This is a genomic window from Burkholderia sp. Nafp2/4-1b (assembly GCF_003635165.1).
Lineage (GTDB): Bacteria > Pseudomonadota > Gammaproteobacteria > Burkholderiales > Burkholderiaceae > Burkholderia.
In genome coordinates, this window is record NZ_ML058604.1 from 68,772 (window position 1) to 83,724 (window position 14,953).

A 14,953-nucleotide genomic window follows, 5' to 3' on the forward strand; every position below is an offset into this window, starting at 1 on the left:
GCCGGGCCATCACGGAGACGCATGCATGAACGACACCGCCCGCACGCCGGACCTCGGCGCAGCCAACAACATCCCCGACAGCCGCGGCATCAATTTCTTCAGGGCCGACCCCGATTTCGGCGCGCTGCTGAAGCTGCACCTCGGCGCCGCACTTTACGCGGAACTCGAACCGCGACTGCATGCGCTCGGCGAGCGCGTGTCGGGCGAACTCGACGAATGGGCGTCGCGCGCCGACAAGCATCCGCCTGTGCTCGAACATCGCAACCGGCGCGGCGAAGCCGTGCAGCGCATTGACAAGGATCCCGCGTATGTCGCGCTCGAACGCGTCGCGTATGCGGAGCTCGGGCTCGCGTCGCTGAGCCACCAATCGGAGGCGGTGGCGCCGCTCGTGAAGTACGCGCTGACGTTCCTGTTCGTGCAGGCCGAATTCGGATTGTGCTGCCCGGTCAGCATGACCGATTCGCTGACGCGCACGCTGCGCCGTTTCGGCGAGCCGGCACTCGTCGAACACTATCTGCCGAGGCTGGCGTCGCGCGATTTCGACACGCTGTTCCAGGGCGCGATGTTCATGACCGAGCAGGCAGCCGGCTCCGACGTCGCACGCATCGCGACGCGCGCGGTGCGCGAAACGGACGCACAGGGCGGCACGGTATGGCGCCTGTACGGCGACAAATGGTTCTGCTCGAACGCGGACGCCGACCTCGCGATGGTGCTCGCGCGGCCCGACGGCGCACCGGACGGCATCAAGGGGCTCGCGCTGTTCCTGCTGCCGAAGACGCTGCCGGACGGCACGCGCAACCGCTACCGGATCGTGCGGCTGAAGGACAAGCTCGGCAGCCGTTCGATGGCGAGCGGCGAGATTGCGCTGGAAGGCGCGCAGGCGTACCTGATCGGCGAGATCGGCCGCGGATTTCACCAGATGGCCGACATGATCAACATGTCGCGGCTGTCGAACGGCGTGCGCGCGGCGGGGCTGATGCGGCGCGCGCTGAACGAGGCGCTGCACGTCGCCGCACACCGTGCCGCGTTCGGCCGCAAGCTGATCGAGATGCCGCTGATGCAGCGCCAGCTGATGAAGATGCTGCTGCCCGCCGAGGCCGCGCGCGCGATGTTCATGCAGATCGCGCTGCTGCTGCCGCAGGCCGATGCGGGCGACGCGCAGGCCGCGCGCTGCGTGCGCATCCTGACGCCGCTGATCAAGTTCCGCGCGTGCCGCGATGCGCGCCGCGTGACGGGCGACGCGATGGAAGTGCGCGGCGGCATCGGCTACATCGAGGAATGGAGCGATGCGCGGCTCGTGCGCGATGCGCATCTCGGTTCGATCTGGGAGGGCACGAGCAACATCGTCGCGCTCGACGTCGCACGCGCCGCGCAGCGCGAGCAGGCGCTCGACGCACTGCGCACGTTTCTCGCCGATCGGCTCGGCGCGGCGCCGCTGCCCGACGCGAGCCGCGCGGCACTGCGGCGCATTCTCTCGCGCGCATGCGATGCGCTCGCGCGGGTCGCGGCGGACGGCGACGACGCGTGCGTGCGGCAGGCCGCGTCGGCGCTGTACTACGCGAGCGCGGCCGTGCTGATGGCGTGCGAGGGTGTGCAACTCGCGCCCGATTACCGGCGCCTCGCGCTTGCGCACCTGATCGTGCGCCACAAGCTGTTGCCGGTCGATCCGCTCGCGCCCGCGTCGCGCGACGACGAAGCGGCGGCGTTCGACGCGCTGGTGCGCGGTGCGCCGGTGCCGCTCGACATGGCGCTCGACCTGCTGCCGGAGGTCGAGCGATGAGCGCGACCAGCGTGACGATGGCGACGAGAGCTACGACGGCGACCAAAGCGGCGACGGCGACTGAACCGGCGACCACGGCAAACACGGCGAATACGGCGAATACGGCGAATACGGCGAATACGGCGAATACGCCGAATACGGCAAACACCACGCGCGGCGCACTGGACGGCCTGAAGGTCGCCGACCTGAGCCGCGTGCTGGGCGGCCCGTACTGCACGCAGGCACTCGCCGACCACGGCGCGACGGTGATCAAGATCGAGCCGCCCGACGGTGACGAGACGCGCGGCTGGGGCCCACCGTTCCTCGGCGACACCGCGTGGTACTTCATGGGCGTGAACCGCAACAAGGAAGGGCTTGCGCTCGACCTGTCCCGCGACGAAGGGCGCGCGATCCTGTGGCGGCTGCTCGAAGACGCCGACGTGCTCGTCGAGAACTTCAAGCCCGGCACGCTCGCGCGCTGGGGGATGGACTATGCACGCGACCTGCAGCCGCGTTTCCCGCGCCTGATCCACTGCGCGGTGACGGGGTTCGGCGACGACGGCCCGCTCGGCGGGTTGCCGGGCTACGACGCGGTGATCCAGGCGATGGCCGGGCTGATGAGCGTGAACGGCGAGCGCGACGGCGCCGCGACGCGCATCGGGCTGCCGATCGTCGACATGGTCACGGGCCTCAACGCGCTCGCCGGCATCCTGCTCGCGCTCGCGGAGCGCGAGAAGAGCGGGCAGGGCCAGTCGATCGACATCGCGCTGTACGACTGCGGCGTGTCGCTGCTGCATCCGCACCTGCCGAACTTCTTCGGCTCCGGGCGCGTGCCCGAGCGCAGCGGCAACGCACATCCGAACATCGCACCGTACGACAGCTATCGCACGGCGACCGTGCCGATCTTCCTCGCGGTCGGCAACGATCGTCAGTTCGCCCGCCTGGTCGCGCATCTCGGTGCGCCGGCGCTTGCGAACGATCCGCGCTTCGTCGACAACCGCAGCCGCTGCGCGCACCGGTCCGAGCTGAAGGTCGAGCTCGAGGTGCGGCTGACTGCCCATCCATGCGAGCCGCTCGCGCGCGACCTGATGGCGGCAGGCGTGCCGTGCGGGCCGGTGCGCACGGTCGCCGACGTCGCGCGCGATCCGCACGCGCTGCATCGCGAACTGTTCGTCGAGATCGGCGCGTATCGCGGAACGGCGTCGCCGGTGAAGCTGTCGCGCACGCCGGCGACCTACCGCTCGCCGCCGCCCGCGCTCGGCCGCGACACGCGCGCGGTGCTCGACCGCCTCGGTGTCGATCCCGCGCTCCAGCAGCAACTGCTCGACGCAGGCGTGCTGACAGTCGCGCCGGACCCGACATGACCGGCCGAGGGCGCGCGCAGGTCGGCGTCCCGAGCCGCCCGATCGCAACGTAACGCAGAGCAACGCAACGCAACGTGAAGCACCCCCGCCAGCCGGCGGCGCAAGGCCGGCCATCCGGCAACGCGCGCGACAGTCGCGCCGCCGATCACAAACATGGAGACATCGATGAGCCGTCCGCAATCCTCGTCCGCCGCGCAGCCGCGGCCCGGCCGCGCCGCCCTGGCGGCGTTCGTCGGCACCACGATCGAGTGGTACGACTTCTACATCTACGGCACCGCCGCCGCACTCGTGTTCGGCAAGGTGTTCTTCTCGAGCACGATGGATCCCGGCGTCGCGACGCTGCTCGCGTTCGTCACGTTCTGGGCCGGCTTCGCCGCGCGGCCGCTCGGCGGGATCGTGTTCGGGCATCTCGGCGATCGCGTCGGCCGCAAGACCGCGCTCGTGATCACGCTGGTGATGATGGGGCTCGCGACGACCGGCATCGGCCTGCTGCCCGGCTACGCGTCGATCGGCGTGTGGGCGCCCGCGGGTCTCGTCGTGCTGCGCGTGCTGCAGGGCATCGCGGTCGGCGGCGAGTGGGGCGGCGCGGTACTGATCGCGAGCGAGAACGCGCCGAAGCATCGCAGCATCCTGTACGCGGCATTCGCGCAACAGGGCTCGCCCACCGGCAACCTGCTCGCCACCGCCGCGTTCTTCGCGCTGAGCGCGCTGCCGACGCCGTCGTTCCTGATGTGGGGCTGGCGCATTCCATTCCTGCTGTCGGCGGTGCTCGTGATCATCGGGATGGTGATCCGGCTGCGGCTCGAGGAGTCGATCGACATGCAGCGCGTGCTCGCGCGCAAGCGCACGGTGAAGCTGCCGCTGCGCGACGTCGTGCGCGATCACTGGCCGGTCGTGCTGCTCGCGGCCGGCACGCTGCCGGTGATCAACGTCACGTATTTCCGCAGCACGTTCGCGCTGTCGTGGGCAACCAAGACGCTCGGCTACGCGCAGGGCACGTTCCTCGGCATCCTGTCGATCTCGCTCGTCGTGCAGTTCCTGATGCAGCCGGTCGGCGCGTGGTTCGTGTCGAAGGTCGACATGCGCCGCGCGATGTGCTGGATCCTGATTCCCGAGATCGTGCTGATGCCCGTGATGTTTCATGCGCTCGCGACGCGTTCGTACTGGGTCGCCGTCGCGGGGATGTGCATCTCGACGATCCCGTCGGCGATGTTCTACGGCGCGGTCGGCGGCGTGCTCGCGCGCGTGTTCCCGGCCAATATCCGCTATACGGGGCTGTCGCTCGCGTATCAGCTGAGCGCGCTCGTCGTCGGCGGCGGCACGCCGGTGCTCGCGCAGGCGATCCTGAACGCGACCGGCAGCATCGTCGGCGTCGCGATCGCGTCGGGGCTCTATGCGCTCGTGTCGCTCGCATGCATGCTCGCGCTGCTCAATCGCACCGGCTATCGCGCGGACGAGTTGTCGACGGCGGAGCGCAGCGATGCGGCCGAATGGGGTACTGAAGCCGCCAACGCCGACAATGCGGCCGGCGAGGCTGCGCAGCCGGACGACCGCGGCACGTTGAAACCGGCGGGGTGAGCCGGGCAGGCCGGCGTGATTCAGCACGCTGGCGAGTCGGTGATTCGGTGATGCGGTGATGCGGTGATGCGGTGAGGCGGGTACGCGGTGATGCGGGGAGGCGATAATTGGCCGCTCCGGCCGCTCCGGCCGCTCCGGCCGCTCCGGCGGCACCGGGCGCCGCACGGATCGCGCGCCGCATGGCCTCGACTCGCGCCCAATCGCGCGTCCCAACTCACGCATCCCAAAAGCAAACGGCACCGTGCGATACACGGTGCCGTCTGCATTTACGCAACGTCACTTCACTTCGCGACGAAGCCGGCCCGGCCGGCCGTCGCGCGCCGCGGCGCTCAGCCTTCGGTCGGCGGCACGTAGCCGGACGCCTGGTCCGCGCCGTCGCCGAAGAAGTACTTCTCGGTCTGCTTCATCAGGTACTGACGCGCGCGCGGATCGGCCATGTTCAGACGGTTCTCGTTGATCAGCATCGTCTGCTGCTTGAGCCAGCCTTGCCAGGCTTCCTTCGACACGCTTTCGTAAATGCGCTTGCCGAGTTCGCCCGGCAGCGGCGGGAAATCGAGACCTTCGGCTTCCTTGCCGAGTTTCGCGCATTGGATCATTCGAGCCATCGTGTACTTCTCCTGTAATCGGTCTGGGGGGAAGGGCAGTCGTGCCTGCGCTCAGAGCTGCTTCATCAGCACGAGCGACTTGCGCTGCCAGTTATAGAGTTTGCGGCGGTCTTCCGGCAGGTCGTCGACGCTGACCTTGACGAAGCCGCGCTTGAGGAACCAGTGCTCGGTGCGCGTCGTGAGCACGAAGATGTGCGTGAGGCCGCGCGCGCGGGCGCGCTGCTCGATGCGCTTGAGCAGGCGTTCGCCGTCGCCCGAGCCCTGTGCTTCGGGTGCCACCGTCAGGCACGCCATCTCGCCGATCTTTTCCTGCTGGTACGGATACAGCGCCGCGCAGCCGAACAGCACGCCATCGTGCTCGATCACCGAGAAGTGGTCGATGTCGCGTTCGATCTGGTGGCGGCCGCGCCGCACCAGCGTGCCGTCCGACTCGAGCGGCTCGATCAGCGACAGGATCCCGCCGACGTCGTCCGGCGTCGCCTCGCGCAGGCTCTCGAGGTTCTCGTACGAGATCATCGTGCCGACGCCGTCGTGCAGGAACAGTTCGAGCAGCATGCTGCCGTCGAGCGATTGCGGAATCAGGTGGGCGCGGGTCACGCCGCCGCGGCATGCGCGGATCGAATGCTTCAGGAAGAACCCGTCGTCGCCCTGGATGTTGCCGGAATCGAGCAGCTCGGCCGCCGCGTCGAGCGACATTTCACGCACGAGCTCGCCTTCGTCGTCGACGATGCCGGGCCCGTCGGTCAGGAAGATGATCTTGTCGGCGCGCAGCGCGATCGCGGCGGCGGATGCGACGTCTTCCATCGACAGGTTGAACGCCTCGCCGGTCGGCGAGAAGCCGAGCGGCGACAGCAGCACGAGCTTGCGGCTCGCGAGCGAATGACGGATCGATTCGGCGTCGATCTTGCGCACGATGCCCGTGTGCGCGAAATCGACCCCGTCGAGAATCCCCACCGGCCGTGCGGTCACGAAGTTGCCGGACACGACGCTGATGTGCGCATGCGCCATCGGCGAGTTCGGCAGACCCTGGCTGATCGCGGCTTCGATGTCGAGACGGACTTCGCCGGCCGCTTCCTTCGCGGATTCGAGCGCGCGCGCATCGGTGATGCGCAGCCCGTGCGAAAACTCGGATTCGACACCATGCAGGCTCAGCTGCTCCTCGACCTGCGGCCGCGAGCCGTGCACCAGCACGATCTGGATGCCCATCGCCTGCAACAGCGCGATGTCGGACACGAGCGCGTTCAGCAGCCCCTGCTGCACCACTTCGCCGCCGAACCCCACGACGAACGTGCTGTTGCGGAACTTGTGGATATAGGGCGCGACGGAGCGCATCCAGTCGACGAACTGCGCGTGGCTGGCGGCCGAATCGTCGGCGGCCGGCGGCGTCGCGGCGCCGGTCTGGGCGGGAGGGAGGTCGGTTTGGGAATTCATGGGCGGGATTATAATGCGCCCCCATGTCGAATGTACCTAAAAGTCCCGCGCCGACGCGGGCCAAAGCGCCGTCGGCGAAGCACCCGGAAGGTGCAGCCGATGCGCGCCGGCAGCAGGGCGAGCCGCGCCAGCAGCAGCACCAGCAACAGCAGGCGGGCAAGCCGCCGCGCGGACCGCGCGGCGACGACCGGCGCCGCAACGATGGTCAGCAGGGTCAGCAAGGCCAGCCGGCCGCGAAGGACGCGCCGCAGGCCACCGGCGAGCGCGCGCCGCGTCGCGAGCGTCCGCCGCGCGCGGCTGTCGCACCGAATCCGGTTCCGCCGATCACGTACCCCGAAAGCCTGCCCGTGTCGGGCAAGCGCGACGAGATCGCGCGCGCGATCGCCGGTCATCAGGTCGTCATCGTTTGCGGCGAAACGGGCTCGGGCAAGACCACCCAGCTGCCGAAGATCTGCCTCGATCTCGGCCGCGGTCTCGGCGCCGGCGGCACGGGCCTGATCGGCCATACGCAGCCGCGGCGCCTCGCCGCGTCGTCGACCGGCCGGCGGATCGCCGAGGAGCTCGGCACGCCGTTCGGCGAAGTGGTCGGCTACAAGGTGCGCTTCACCGACAATCTCGCGCCGGGCGCGTCCGTCAAGCTGATGACGGACGGCATCCTGCTCGCCGAGACGCAGACCGATCCGTTGCTGAAGGCGTACGACACGCTGATCATCGACGAGGCGCACGAGCGCAGCCTGAACATCGACTTCCTGCTCGGCTACCTGAAGGGAATCCTGCCGCGGCGGCCGGACCTGAAGCTGATCGTCACGTCCGCGACGATCGACGCCGACCGCTTCGCGCGCCATTTCGGCAGCGACGAGCGTCCGGCGCCCGTGATCGAGGTGAGCGGGCGGCTGTATCCGGTCGAGATGCGCTACCGGCCGGTGGCCGAGGATCGCCCGGCCGTGAAGAACGCGGAAGGCACGGGCGGCCGCGATCGCGTGAAGACCGCGCGCGAAGCCGAACGCGACCTGATGGACGCGATCGTCGACGCGGTCGACGAGCTGTGTCGCGAAGGCCCCGGCGACGTGCTGGTGTTCCTGCCCGGCGAGCGCGAGATCCGCGAGGCGGCTGAAGCGCTGCGCAAGCACCATCCGCCGCATACCGAGATCCTGCCGTTGTTCGCGCGGCTGTCGGCGGCCGACCAGGACAAGGTGTTCAAGGCGTCGAACGCGCGCCGCATCGTGCTCGCGACCAACGTGGCCGAAACCTCGCTGACGGTGCCGGGCATCCGCTACGTCGTCGACACCGGTCTCGCGCGCGTGAAGCGCTATTCGTACCGGAACAAGGTCGAGCAGCTGCAGGTCGAGTCGATCTCGCAGGCCGCCGCGAACCAGCGCGCGGGCCGCTGCGGCCGCGTGGCCGACGGCGTGTGCATCCGCTTGTACGAGGAAAGCGACTACCAGGCGCGCGCACGCTTCACCGATCCCGAAATCCTGCGCTCGTCGCTCGCATCGGTGATCCTGCGGATGAAGTCGCTGCACCTGACCGCGATCGAATCGTTCCCGTTTCTCGAGCCGCCGCCCGGCCGCGCGATCGCGGACGGCTACCAGCTGCTCAACGAACTCGGCGCGGTCGACGACGACAACGCGCTGACGCCGCTCGGCCGCGAACTCGCGCGGCTGCCGCTCGACCCGCGCGTCGGCCGGATGATTCTCGCCGCGCGCGACCAGCAGTCGCTGCGCGAGGTGCTGATCATCGCGAGCGCGCTGTCGGTGCAGGACCCGCGCGACCGTCCGATCGAAGCGCAGGAGCAGGCCGACCAGGCGCATCGCCGGTTCGCCGACGAGCGTTCCGAATTCCTGCAGTGGCTGAAGATCTGGGCGTGGTTCGAAGAGGCCGTCGCGCACAAGAAATCGAATCGCCAGCTGATCGACGCATGCCGGCAGAATTTCCTGTCGCACCTGCGGCTGCGCGAATGGCGCGACGTTCATTCGCAGTTGTTGACGGTCGTGCGCGAGCACGGCTGGCGGTTGAACGAGGTCGAGGCGACCTACGAACAGGTGCATCTGGCCCTGTTGACGGGCCTGCTCGGCAACCTCGGGATGAAAGCCGACGACGATCCGCACTACCTCGGCGCGCGCGGGATCAAGTTCTACCTGTGGCCGGGCTCCGCGCTCGCGAAGAAGGCGGGCCGCTGGGTGATGGCGGCCGAACTCGTCGAGACGAGCCGGCTGTACGCGCGCTGCCTCGCGAAGATCGAGCCGGAGTGGGTCGAGAAGATCGGCGCGCACCTGCTGAAGAAATCGCTGTCGGAGCCGCACTGGGAGAAGCGTCCGGCACAGGTCAGCGCGTTCGAGCGCGCGACGCTGTACGGGCTGCCGATCTACCACCGCCGGCGCGTCGCGTTCGGCCAGCAGGATCCGGCGCGCGCGCGCGAGCTGTTCATCCGCGGCGCGCTGGTCGAAGGCGAGTTCGACACGAAGCTGCCGTTCTTCGCGCACAACCGCAAGCTGCTCGCCGACATCGAGCAGCTCGAGCACAAGTCGCGCCGGCAGGACGTGCTGGTCGACGACGAGCTGATCTACGCGTACTACGACCACGCGATTCCGGAGGGCATCCACACGGGCGCGGCGTTCGAGCGCTGGTATCGCGACGAGGTGAAGAAGGGCGGGCAAGCGGAGGACAAGGCGCGGCTGCTGTACCTGTCGCGTGACGACCTGATGCGCCACGAGGCGGCCGGCGTGACGACGGAGCTGTTCCCGAAGCGCGCGACGATGGCCGGCGTCGAGATGGCGCTGACCTACCATTTCGAGCCCGGCACGCCGCGCGACGGCGTGACGCTCGCGGTGCCGCTCTTCGCGCTGAACCAGGTCGACGCGCGCCGCTGCGAATGGCTCGTGCCGGGGATGCTGAAGGAAAAGGTGCAGCTGCTCTTGAAGTCGCTGCCGCAGAAACTGCGCCGGCATTGCGTGCCGCTGCCCGAGTACGCGGCCGGCTTCGTCGAGCGCACGGGCCGCGAGCGCTTCGGTGCGGGCGGTCTCGTCGAGGCGCTGATCGCCGACGTGCGCGGCGAGACGCAGGTCGCGATGAAGACGGCCGACTTCAAGCTCGAGACGCTGCCCGCGCACCTGTTCATGAACTTCAAGGTGATCGACGAGCACGGCCGCCAGCTCGCGATGGGGCGCAATCTCGCGCAGCTGCGTCAGGAACTCGGCGCGCAGGCGCAGCAGCAGTTTCAGAAGATCGCGGCGGCATCGACGATCGCGCCCGGCGGCGAAGCCGGCGCGGACGTGGCGGGCGGTGCGCCGGCGGCGCGCGCCACGCCGGGGCCGGCGGGTTCGCCAGGTTCGACGGCAAAGGGCGGCAAGCCGGCCAAGGGCGCGGCACCGCAAACGACGGCTGCGGCCGAAACCGGCGCGACCGCGCTGTACGAGAACCTGACGACGTGGAACTTCGGCAAGCTCCCCGAGCTGCTGGAGATCCGCCGGCGCGGCCAGACGCTGTACGGCTACCCGGCGCTCGTCGATCGCGGCACGCATTGCGACGTCGAGGTGTTCGACTCGCCGGAGGAGGCCGCGCGGATCCACCGGGCCGGGCTGCGGCGGCTGTTCGCGCTGCAGCTGAAGGAGCCGATCAAGTTCCTCGAGAAGAATTTACCGGGGCTGCGCGAGATGGCGATGCAGTACATGTCGCTCGGCACCCAGGACGAGCTGCGCGACCAGCTGATCGACACCGCGCTCGACCGCGCGTGCCTGCAGGATCCGCTGCCCGACGACGACGCGAGCTTCCACGCGCGCCGCGACGAGGGCCGCAGCCGCCTGAACCTGCTCGCGCAGGAGATCGCGCGGCTCGTCGGGCAGATCCTTGCCGAGTACGCGGGGCTCGCGAAGAAGCTCACGCAGGCGAAGCCGTTCGCGCAGGCCCATGCGGATCTGCAGCAGCAGCTCGGTGCGCTGGTCGGCAAGCGCTTCGTGATCGATACGCCTTACGCGCAGCTTGCACACTTCCCGCGCTACCTGAAGGGCATCGCGCTGCGGATCGACAAGCTGAAGGCCGACCCGGCGCGCGACGCGAAGCAGTCCGCCGAGCTGATCCCGCTCGTGCAGCAGTACCAGCGCGCGGTGTCGCAGCGCGGCGGCGTCGCGGATGCGCGGCTCGCGGAATTCCGCTGGCTGCTGGAGGAATTGCGAATTTCGCTGTTCGCGCAGGAACTGCGCACGCCGATGCCGGTCTCTGTCAAGCGTCTGCACAAGGTCTGGGAGTCGATGCAGCGCTAGTGTTGCATCGGTCGTCCAGGCCCATGGCGGCGGCGCGCTCTGGCCCCGCCGCCGCGGCATGCGTCGAACCGGCGCAATGCCGGCTCGCGTCAACCGGCGGGGCCCGCCGAACGTTTAACAATGACTGCTGTTCCACGACGTGAGTCTTCATGCGCACTTTCCTTTCCCTCGGCCGCACGCTTGCGCTGGCCGCCGCCGTGCTGGCGCCCGCCGCACACGCGAACAACGTGATCGTCCTCAACTCGGCCGAAGCGACGCTTTCCCTGATCGACCAGCAGTCCCGCGAGGTCGTGTCCACGCTGCCGACCGGCAAGGAACCGCACCATTTGATGGCGACGCCCGACAATTCGTCGCTGATCGTCGCCAATTCGGTCTCGAACAGCCTGATGTTCGTCGATCCGAAGACCGGCAAGCTGCAGCGCACGGTCGAAGGCATCGAGGATCCGTACCAGCTCGGCTTCTCGCCCGATAAAAAATGGTTCGTGTCGACCGGGCTGCGCCTCGACCGGCTCGACATCTACAGCTACGACGGCCACGACCTGCATCTCGTGAAGCGCTTGCCGCTCGCGGTGATGCCGAGCCACATCGCGTTCACGAAGGACAGCAAGACCGTGCTCGTGTCGCTGCAGGTGTCCGGCGAGATCGCGGCGGTCGACCTCGCGACGCAGACGGTCACGTGGAAGATGCCGGTCGGCAAGGTGCCGGCGGGCCTGTGGATGACGCCGGACGACAAATACCTGCTGGTCGGCATGACGGGCGCCGATTACATCGCGGTCGTCGACTGGCGCAATCAGAAGGTCGTGAAGACGATCCAGACCGGCAAGGGCGCGCACAACTTCCGCTCGCTCGCCGACGGCACGCACGTCGCGATCACGAACCGGGTGGCGAACACGATCAGCATCATCGACGAGATCACGCTCACCAAGGTCGGCGACATCACCGGCCTGCTGCCGGGCCCGGACGACATGGAATTGTCGGCCGACAAGAAGACGCTGTGGGTGACGTTCCGCTTCGCGAAGAAGGTCGGGATCATCGATCTGGCATCGCGCAAGCTGGTGCAGACGATCTCCGTCGGCCGCTCGCCGCACGGCATCTACTTCTACGACCGCGCGCCGTGGAAGGCGGCGAACGGCGCGTAACGGACGGAGACCGGCGATGCTGCACCTGATTGATACCTTCGTGTCGAACATCCAGACCTGGCTGTACGTCGACGTCGTGCAGCCGCTCCTCTTCAAGTTCAACCTGATGGACTACGACGAGGACACCTACGACGCGCTGTACTGGGTGATCATCGGCGCGCTGCAGATGGTGCTGATGTTCGCGCTGCTGCGCCCGCTCGAGGCGCTCGCGCCCGTCGAGCGCTGGAAGAACCGCCGCGCGGTGCGGGTCGACGTGCTCTACACGGCGATCTCGAAGCTGGGCATCTACACGCTGTTCTTCTTCTTCGCGCTGCAGCCGGTGTTCGACAGGTTCCAGGCCGCGCTGCGCCTGCACGGCGTGTCGAACGTCAACCTCGACTATCTGTGGCCGGGCGTGACCTCGCAGCCGATCGTCGCGTTCGCGATCTACCTCGTCGTGCTCGATTTCGCCGGTTACTGGTATCACCGCTGGCAGCACAAGTTCGGCATCTGGTGGGAACTCCACGCGGTCCATCACAGCCAGCGGCAGATGTCGCTGTGGTGCGACGACCGCAACCACCTGCTCGACGACGTGCTGCAATCGTGTTTCTTCGCGGCGATCGCGCTCGTGATCGGCGTCACGCCGTCGCAGTTCGTCGTGCTGACCGCGGTCACCAACTTCCTGCAGAGCATCCAGCATGTGAACGCGCGGCTGTCGTACGGCCGGCTCGGCGAGCGCCTGCTCGTGAGCCCGACCTTCCATCGCCGCCACCACGCGGTCGGCTACGGCCACGAAGGCACCAAGTACGGCTGCAACTTCGGCGTGCTGTTCCCGTGGTGGGACATGATGTTCGGCACCGCGTCGTGGAACCGCACGGTCGAGCCGACCGGCATCCGCGAGCAGGTCGAAGGCGTGTCCTACGGCGAAGGCTTCTGGGCGCAGCACGGCCTCGCATTCGTGCGGATCTTCCGCCGCCTCGTTCCCGCGAAGGCCGGCGCGGCGTCCGCCTGACCCGTCACCGTTCCGTTGAAAGGCTTTCCGACACGGCCCGTATGCGCTTTGGCGCATGCGGGCCGTGTGGTTTATGCTTTCCCCGTTTTTCTCCATCGATACAGGTCCGCATGAACGACTTGCTGCGCTCCTTCGTCCGGGCATTCGCCAGCGCGCTGCATCCGCGCATGCTGTGGCTCACCCTGATGCCGTTCGTCGTCTCGGCGCTGCTGTGGGGCGTCGTGCTGTGGTTCTCGTGGCAGACGCTGATCGACGCCGCGCGCGGCGCGCTCGACGGCTTCGTGTTGACGGCCGCGCTGTACCGCATGTTCGACGCGGTCGGCATGTCGCAGCTGCATGCGGTCGTCGCGCCGTTCGTCGTCGTGTCGCTCGCAATCCCGCTGATCGTGCTGACCGTGCTGCTGCTGATCGCGACGATCTCGATGCCGGTCGTGATCAAGCACCTGTCGAACCGCCAGTTCGCCGCGCTCGAGGCGAAGCGGGGCGGCACGTTCTTCGGCAGCGTTGCCAATTCGCTGGGCGCGGCGATCGTCGGCGTCGTGCTGCTCGTCGTCACGATCCCGCTGTGGCTGATTCCGCCGTTCTTCGCTCTGCTGCCGCCCGTGATCTGGGGCTGGCTCACCTACCGCGTGATGACCTACGACGCGCTCGCGCAGCACGCGAGCCGCGACGAACGCCGCGCGCTCGTGCGGCAGCATCGCTGGCCGCTGATCGGCATCGGCGTCGCGACCGGGCTGCTCGGCACCGTGCCGACCTTCGTGTGGGTATCGTCGGTCTGGATGATGGTGCTGTTTCCGTTCGTGGCGGCGGCCATGATCTGGGTTTACGCTTTCATCCTCGTCTTCTCGGCGCTGTGGTTCGGGCACTATTGCCTGCGCGCGCTGGACGACCTGCGCGCGAAATCGCGCGCCACCGCAATCGACATGGGGCAGGCATGAGCATCGGCATCATCATCATCGGCGACGAAATCCTTTCGGGCCGCCGGCAGGACAAGCATCTGGCGAAGGTCGTCGAGCTGCTCGGCGCGCGCGGCCTCGCGCTCGACTGGGCCGAATACGTCGGCGACGATCCGGCGCGCATCACCGCGACGCTCGCCCGCGCGATCGCGTCCGGCGACATCGTGTTCTCCACCGGCGGGATCGGCGCCACGCCGGACGACCACACGCGCCAGTGCGCGGCCGCCGCGCTCGGCGTGCCGCTCGAGCTGCATCCGGAAGCGAAGGCGCTGATCTCGGAGCGCATCCGCGAGACACACACCGATCCGGCCACGCCGGTCGACTTCGAGTCGCCGGAAAACCAGCACCGCTTCAACATGGGCGTGTTCCCGAAGGGCGCGACGATCATCCCGAACGGCTATAACCGGATTCCCGGGTTCTCGGTCGGCGATCTCCATTTCGTGCCGGGCTTCCCGGTGATGGCATGGCCGATGATCGAATGGGTGCTGGACACGAAATACGCGCATCTGCATCACGCGACGCCGCACGCGGAGCGCTCGCTGTACGTGTTCGAGCTTCCGGAGTCGACGCTCACGCCGCTGATGGAGAAGATCGAGCGCGACTTCCCGGGCGTGCGCGTGTTCAGCCTGCCGAGCGTCGGCGACGCCGAGCGCGGCGGAATCTACGCGCGCCGGCATATCGATCTCGGCGTGAAGGGCGAGCCGGAAGCGGTCGCGGCCGCGTTCGTGAAGCTGCGCGAAGGCGTGCACCTGCTCGGCGGCGACGTCGTCGAACCGGACGCGCCGCGCGCCTGAGCGGCCGGACATCGGTTGCGCATCGGTCGCGCGACCCGGCACGCTGGCCGCGCAAACACCACGGGCCGCGCAACGCG

Annotated in this window: 10 protein-coding genes; 8 read left to right on the forward strand and 2 right to left on the reverse strand. The window is 68.5% G+C overall.

Going from position 1 to position 14,953, the window contains the following annotated elements; all coding sequences use genetic code 11:
• The first annotated feature begins 25 nt into the window (after window positions 1-25).
• From C7H84_RS13320 to C7H84_RS13330, 3 genes are all read left to right on the forward strand, one after another.
• Window positions 26-1,780 carry an acyl-CoA dehydrogenase family protein gene (locus C7H84_RS13320; RefSeq protein WP_121859231.1) on the forward strand — a complete coding sequence of 585 codons (1,755 nt, stop codon included), beginning with the start codon at window positions 26-28 and terminating at the stop codon, window positions 1,778-1,780.
• Between the two features lie 17 nt (window positions 1,781-1,797).
• Window positions 1,798-3,123, forward strand: a complete 1,326-nt coding sequence (locus tag C7H84_RS13325; protein WP_240462029.1) for a CoA transferase — start codon at window positions 1,798-1,800, stop codon at window positions 3,121-3,123.
• 165 nt (window positions 3,124-3,288) lie between these two features.
• Window positions 3,289-4,701, forward strand: a complete 1,413-nt coding sequence (locus C7H84_RS13330; RefSeq protein ID WP_121859232.1) for an MFS transporter — start codon at window positions 3,289-3,291, stop codon at window positions 4,699-4,701.
• Between the two features lie 329 nt (window positions 4,702-5,030).
• On the opposite strand, the gene C7H84_RS13335 is transcribed toward C7H84_RS13330, so the two are convergent.
• Both C7H84_RS13335 and argA read right to left on the reverse strand, forming a co-directional pair.
• Window positions 5,031-5,306, reverse strand: a complete 276-nt coding sequence (locus C7H84_RS13335) for an oxidative damage protection protein (RefSeq protein ID WP_006478357.1) — start codon at window positions 5,304-5,306, stop codon at window positions 5,031-5,033.
• A 51-nt stretch (window positions 5,307-5,357) separates the two neighbouring features.
• Entirely contained in the window at window positions 5,358-6,737 is a 1,380-nt protein-coding gene (gene argA / locus C7H84_RS13340) for an amino-acid N-acetyltransferase (RefSeq protein WP_027784893.1), read from the reverse strand.
• Window positions 6,738-6,760: 23 nt separating this feature from the next.
• On the opposite strand from argA, the gene hrpA reads away from it, so the two are divergent.
• The 5 genes from hrpA (at window position 6,761) to C7H84_RS13365 (ending at window position 14,876) form a co-directional block, all read left to right on the forward strand.
• Window positions 6,761-10,996: an ATP-dependent RNA helicase HrpA gene (gene hrpA, locus C7H84_RS13345; RefSeq protein WP_121859233.1), complete on the forward strand. Its 4,236-nt coding sequence runs from the start codon at window positions 6,761-6,763 to the stop codon at window positions 10,994-10,996.
• A 149-nt stretch (window positions 10,997-11,145) separates the two neighbouring features.
• Window positions 11,146-12,135, forward strand: a complete 990-nt coding sequence (locus tag C7H84_RS13350; RefSeq protein ID WP_121859234.1) for a beta-propeller fold lactonase family protein — start codon at window positions 11,146-11,148, stop codon at window positions 12,133-12,135.
• A 16-nt stretch (window positions 12,136-12,151) separates the two neighbouring features.
• On the forward strand, window positions 12,152-13,126 hold the full coding sequence (locus tag C7H84_RS13355; RefSeq protein ID WP_121859235.1) for a sterol desaturase family protein: 975 nt from the start codon (window positions 12,152-12,154) through the stop codon (window positions 13,124-13,126).
• A gap of 110 nt (window positions 13,127-13,236) precedes the next feature.
• Window positions 13,237-14,064: an EI24 domain-containing protein gene (locus tag C7H84_RS13360; RefSeq protein ID WP_121859236.1), complete on the forward strand. Its 828-nt coding sequence runs from the start codon at window positions 13,237-13,239 to the stop codon at window positions 14,062-14,064.
• Window positions 14,061-14,876, forward strand: a complete 816-nt coding sequence (locus tag C7H84_RS13365) for a molybdopterin-binding protein (RefSeq protein ID WP_121859237.1) — start codon at window positions 14,061-14,063, stop codon at window positions 14,874-14,876. Before C7H84_RS13360 ends, C7H84_RS13365 begins: the two co-directional genes overlap by 4 nt.
• Window positions 14,877-14,953: the final 77 nt, after the last annotated feature.

Excerpts from the sequence above, each read along its gene's own strand:
- hrpA (WP_121859233.1), top strand. The coding sequence starts at position 6,761 with ATGTCGAATGTACCTAAAAGTCCCGCGCCGACGCGGGCCAAAGCGCCG.
- C7H84_RS13365 (WP_121859237.1), top strand. The coding sequence starts at position 14,061 with ATGAGCATCGGCATCATCATCATCGGCGACGAAATCCTTTCGGGCCGC.
- argA (WP_027784893.1), bottom strand. The coding sequence starts at position 6,737 with ATGAATTCCCAAACCGACCTCCCTCCCGCCCAGACCGGCGCCGCGACG.
- C7H84_RS13330 (WP_121859232.1), top strand. The coding sequence starts at position 3,289 with ATGAGCCGTCCGCAATCCTCGTCCGCCGCGCAGCCGCGGCCCGGCCGC.
- C7H84_RS13360 (WP_121859236.1), top strand. The coding sequence starts at position 13,237 with ATGAACGACTTGCTGCGCTCCTTCGTCCGGGCATTCGCCAGCGCGCTG.
- C7H84_RS13325 (WP_240462029.1), top strand. The coding sequence starts at position 1,798 with ATGGCGACGAGAGCTACGACGGCGACCAAAGCGGCGACGGCGACTGAA.
- C7H84_RS13350 (WP_121859234.1), top strand. The coding sequence starts at position 11,146 with ATGCGCACTTTCCTTTCCCTCGGCCGCACGCTTGCGCTGGCCGCCGCC.
- C7H84_RS13335 (WP_006478357.1), bottom strand. The coding sequence starts at position 5,306 with ATGGCTCGAATGATCCAATGCGCGAAACTCGGCAAGGAAGCCGAAGGT.
- C7H84_RS13355 (WP_121859235.1), top strand. The coding sequence starts at position 12,152 with ATGCTGCACCTGATTGATACCTTCGTGTCGAACATCCAGACCTGGCTG.
- C7H84_RS13320 (WP_121859231.1), top strand. The coding sequence starts at position 26 with ATGAACGACACCGCCCGCACGCCGGACCTCGGCGCAGCCAACAACATC.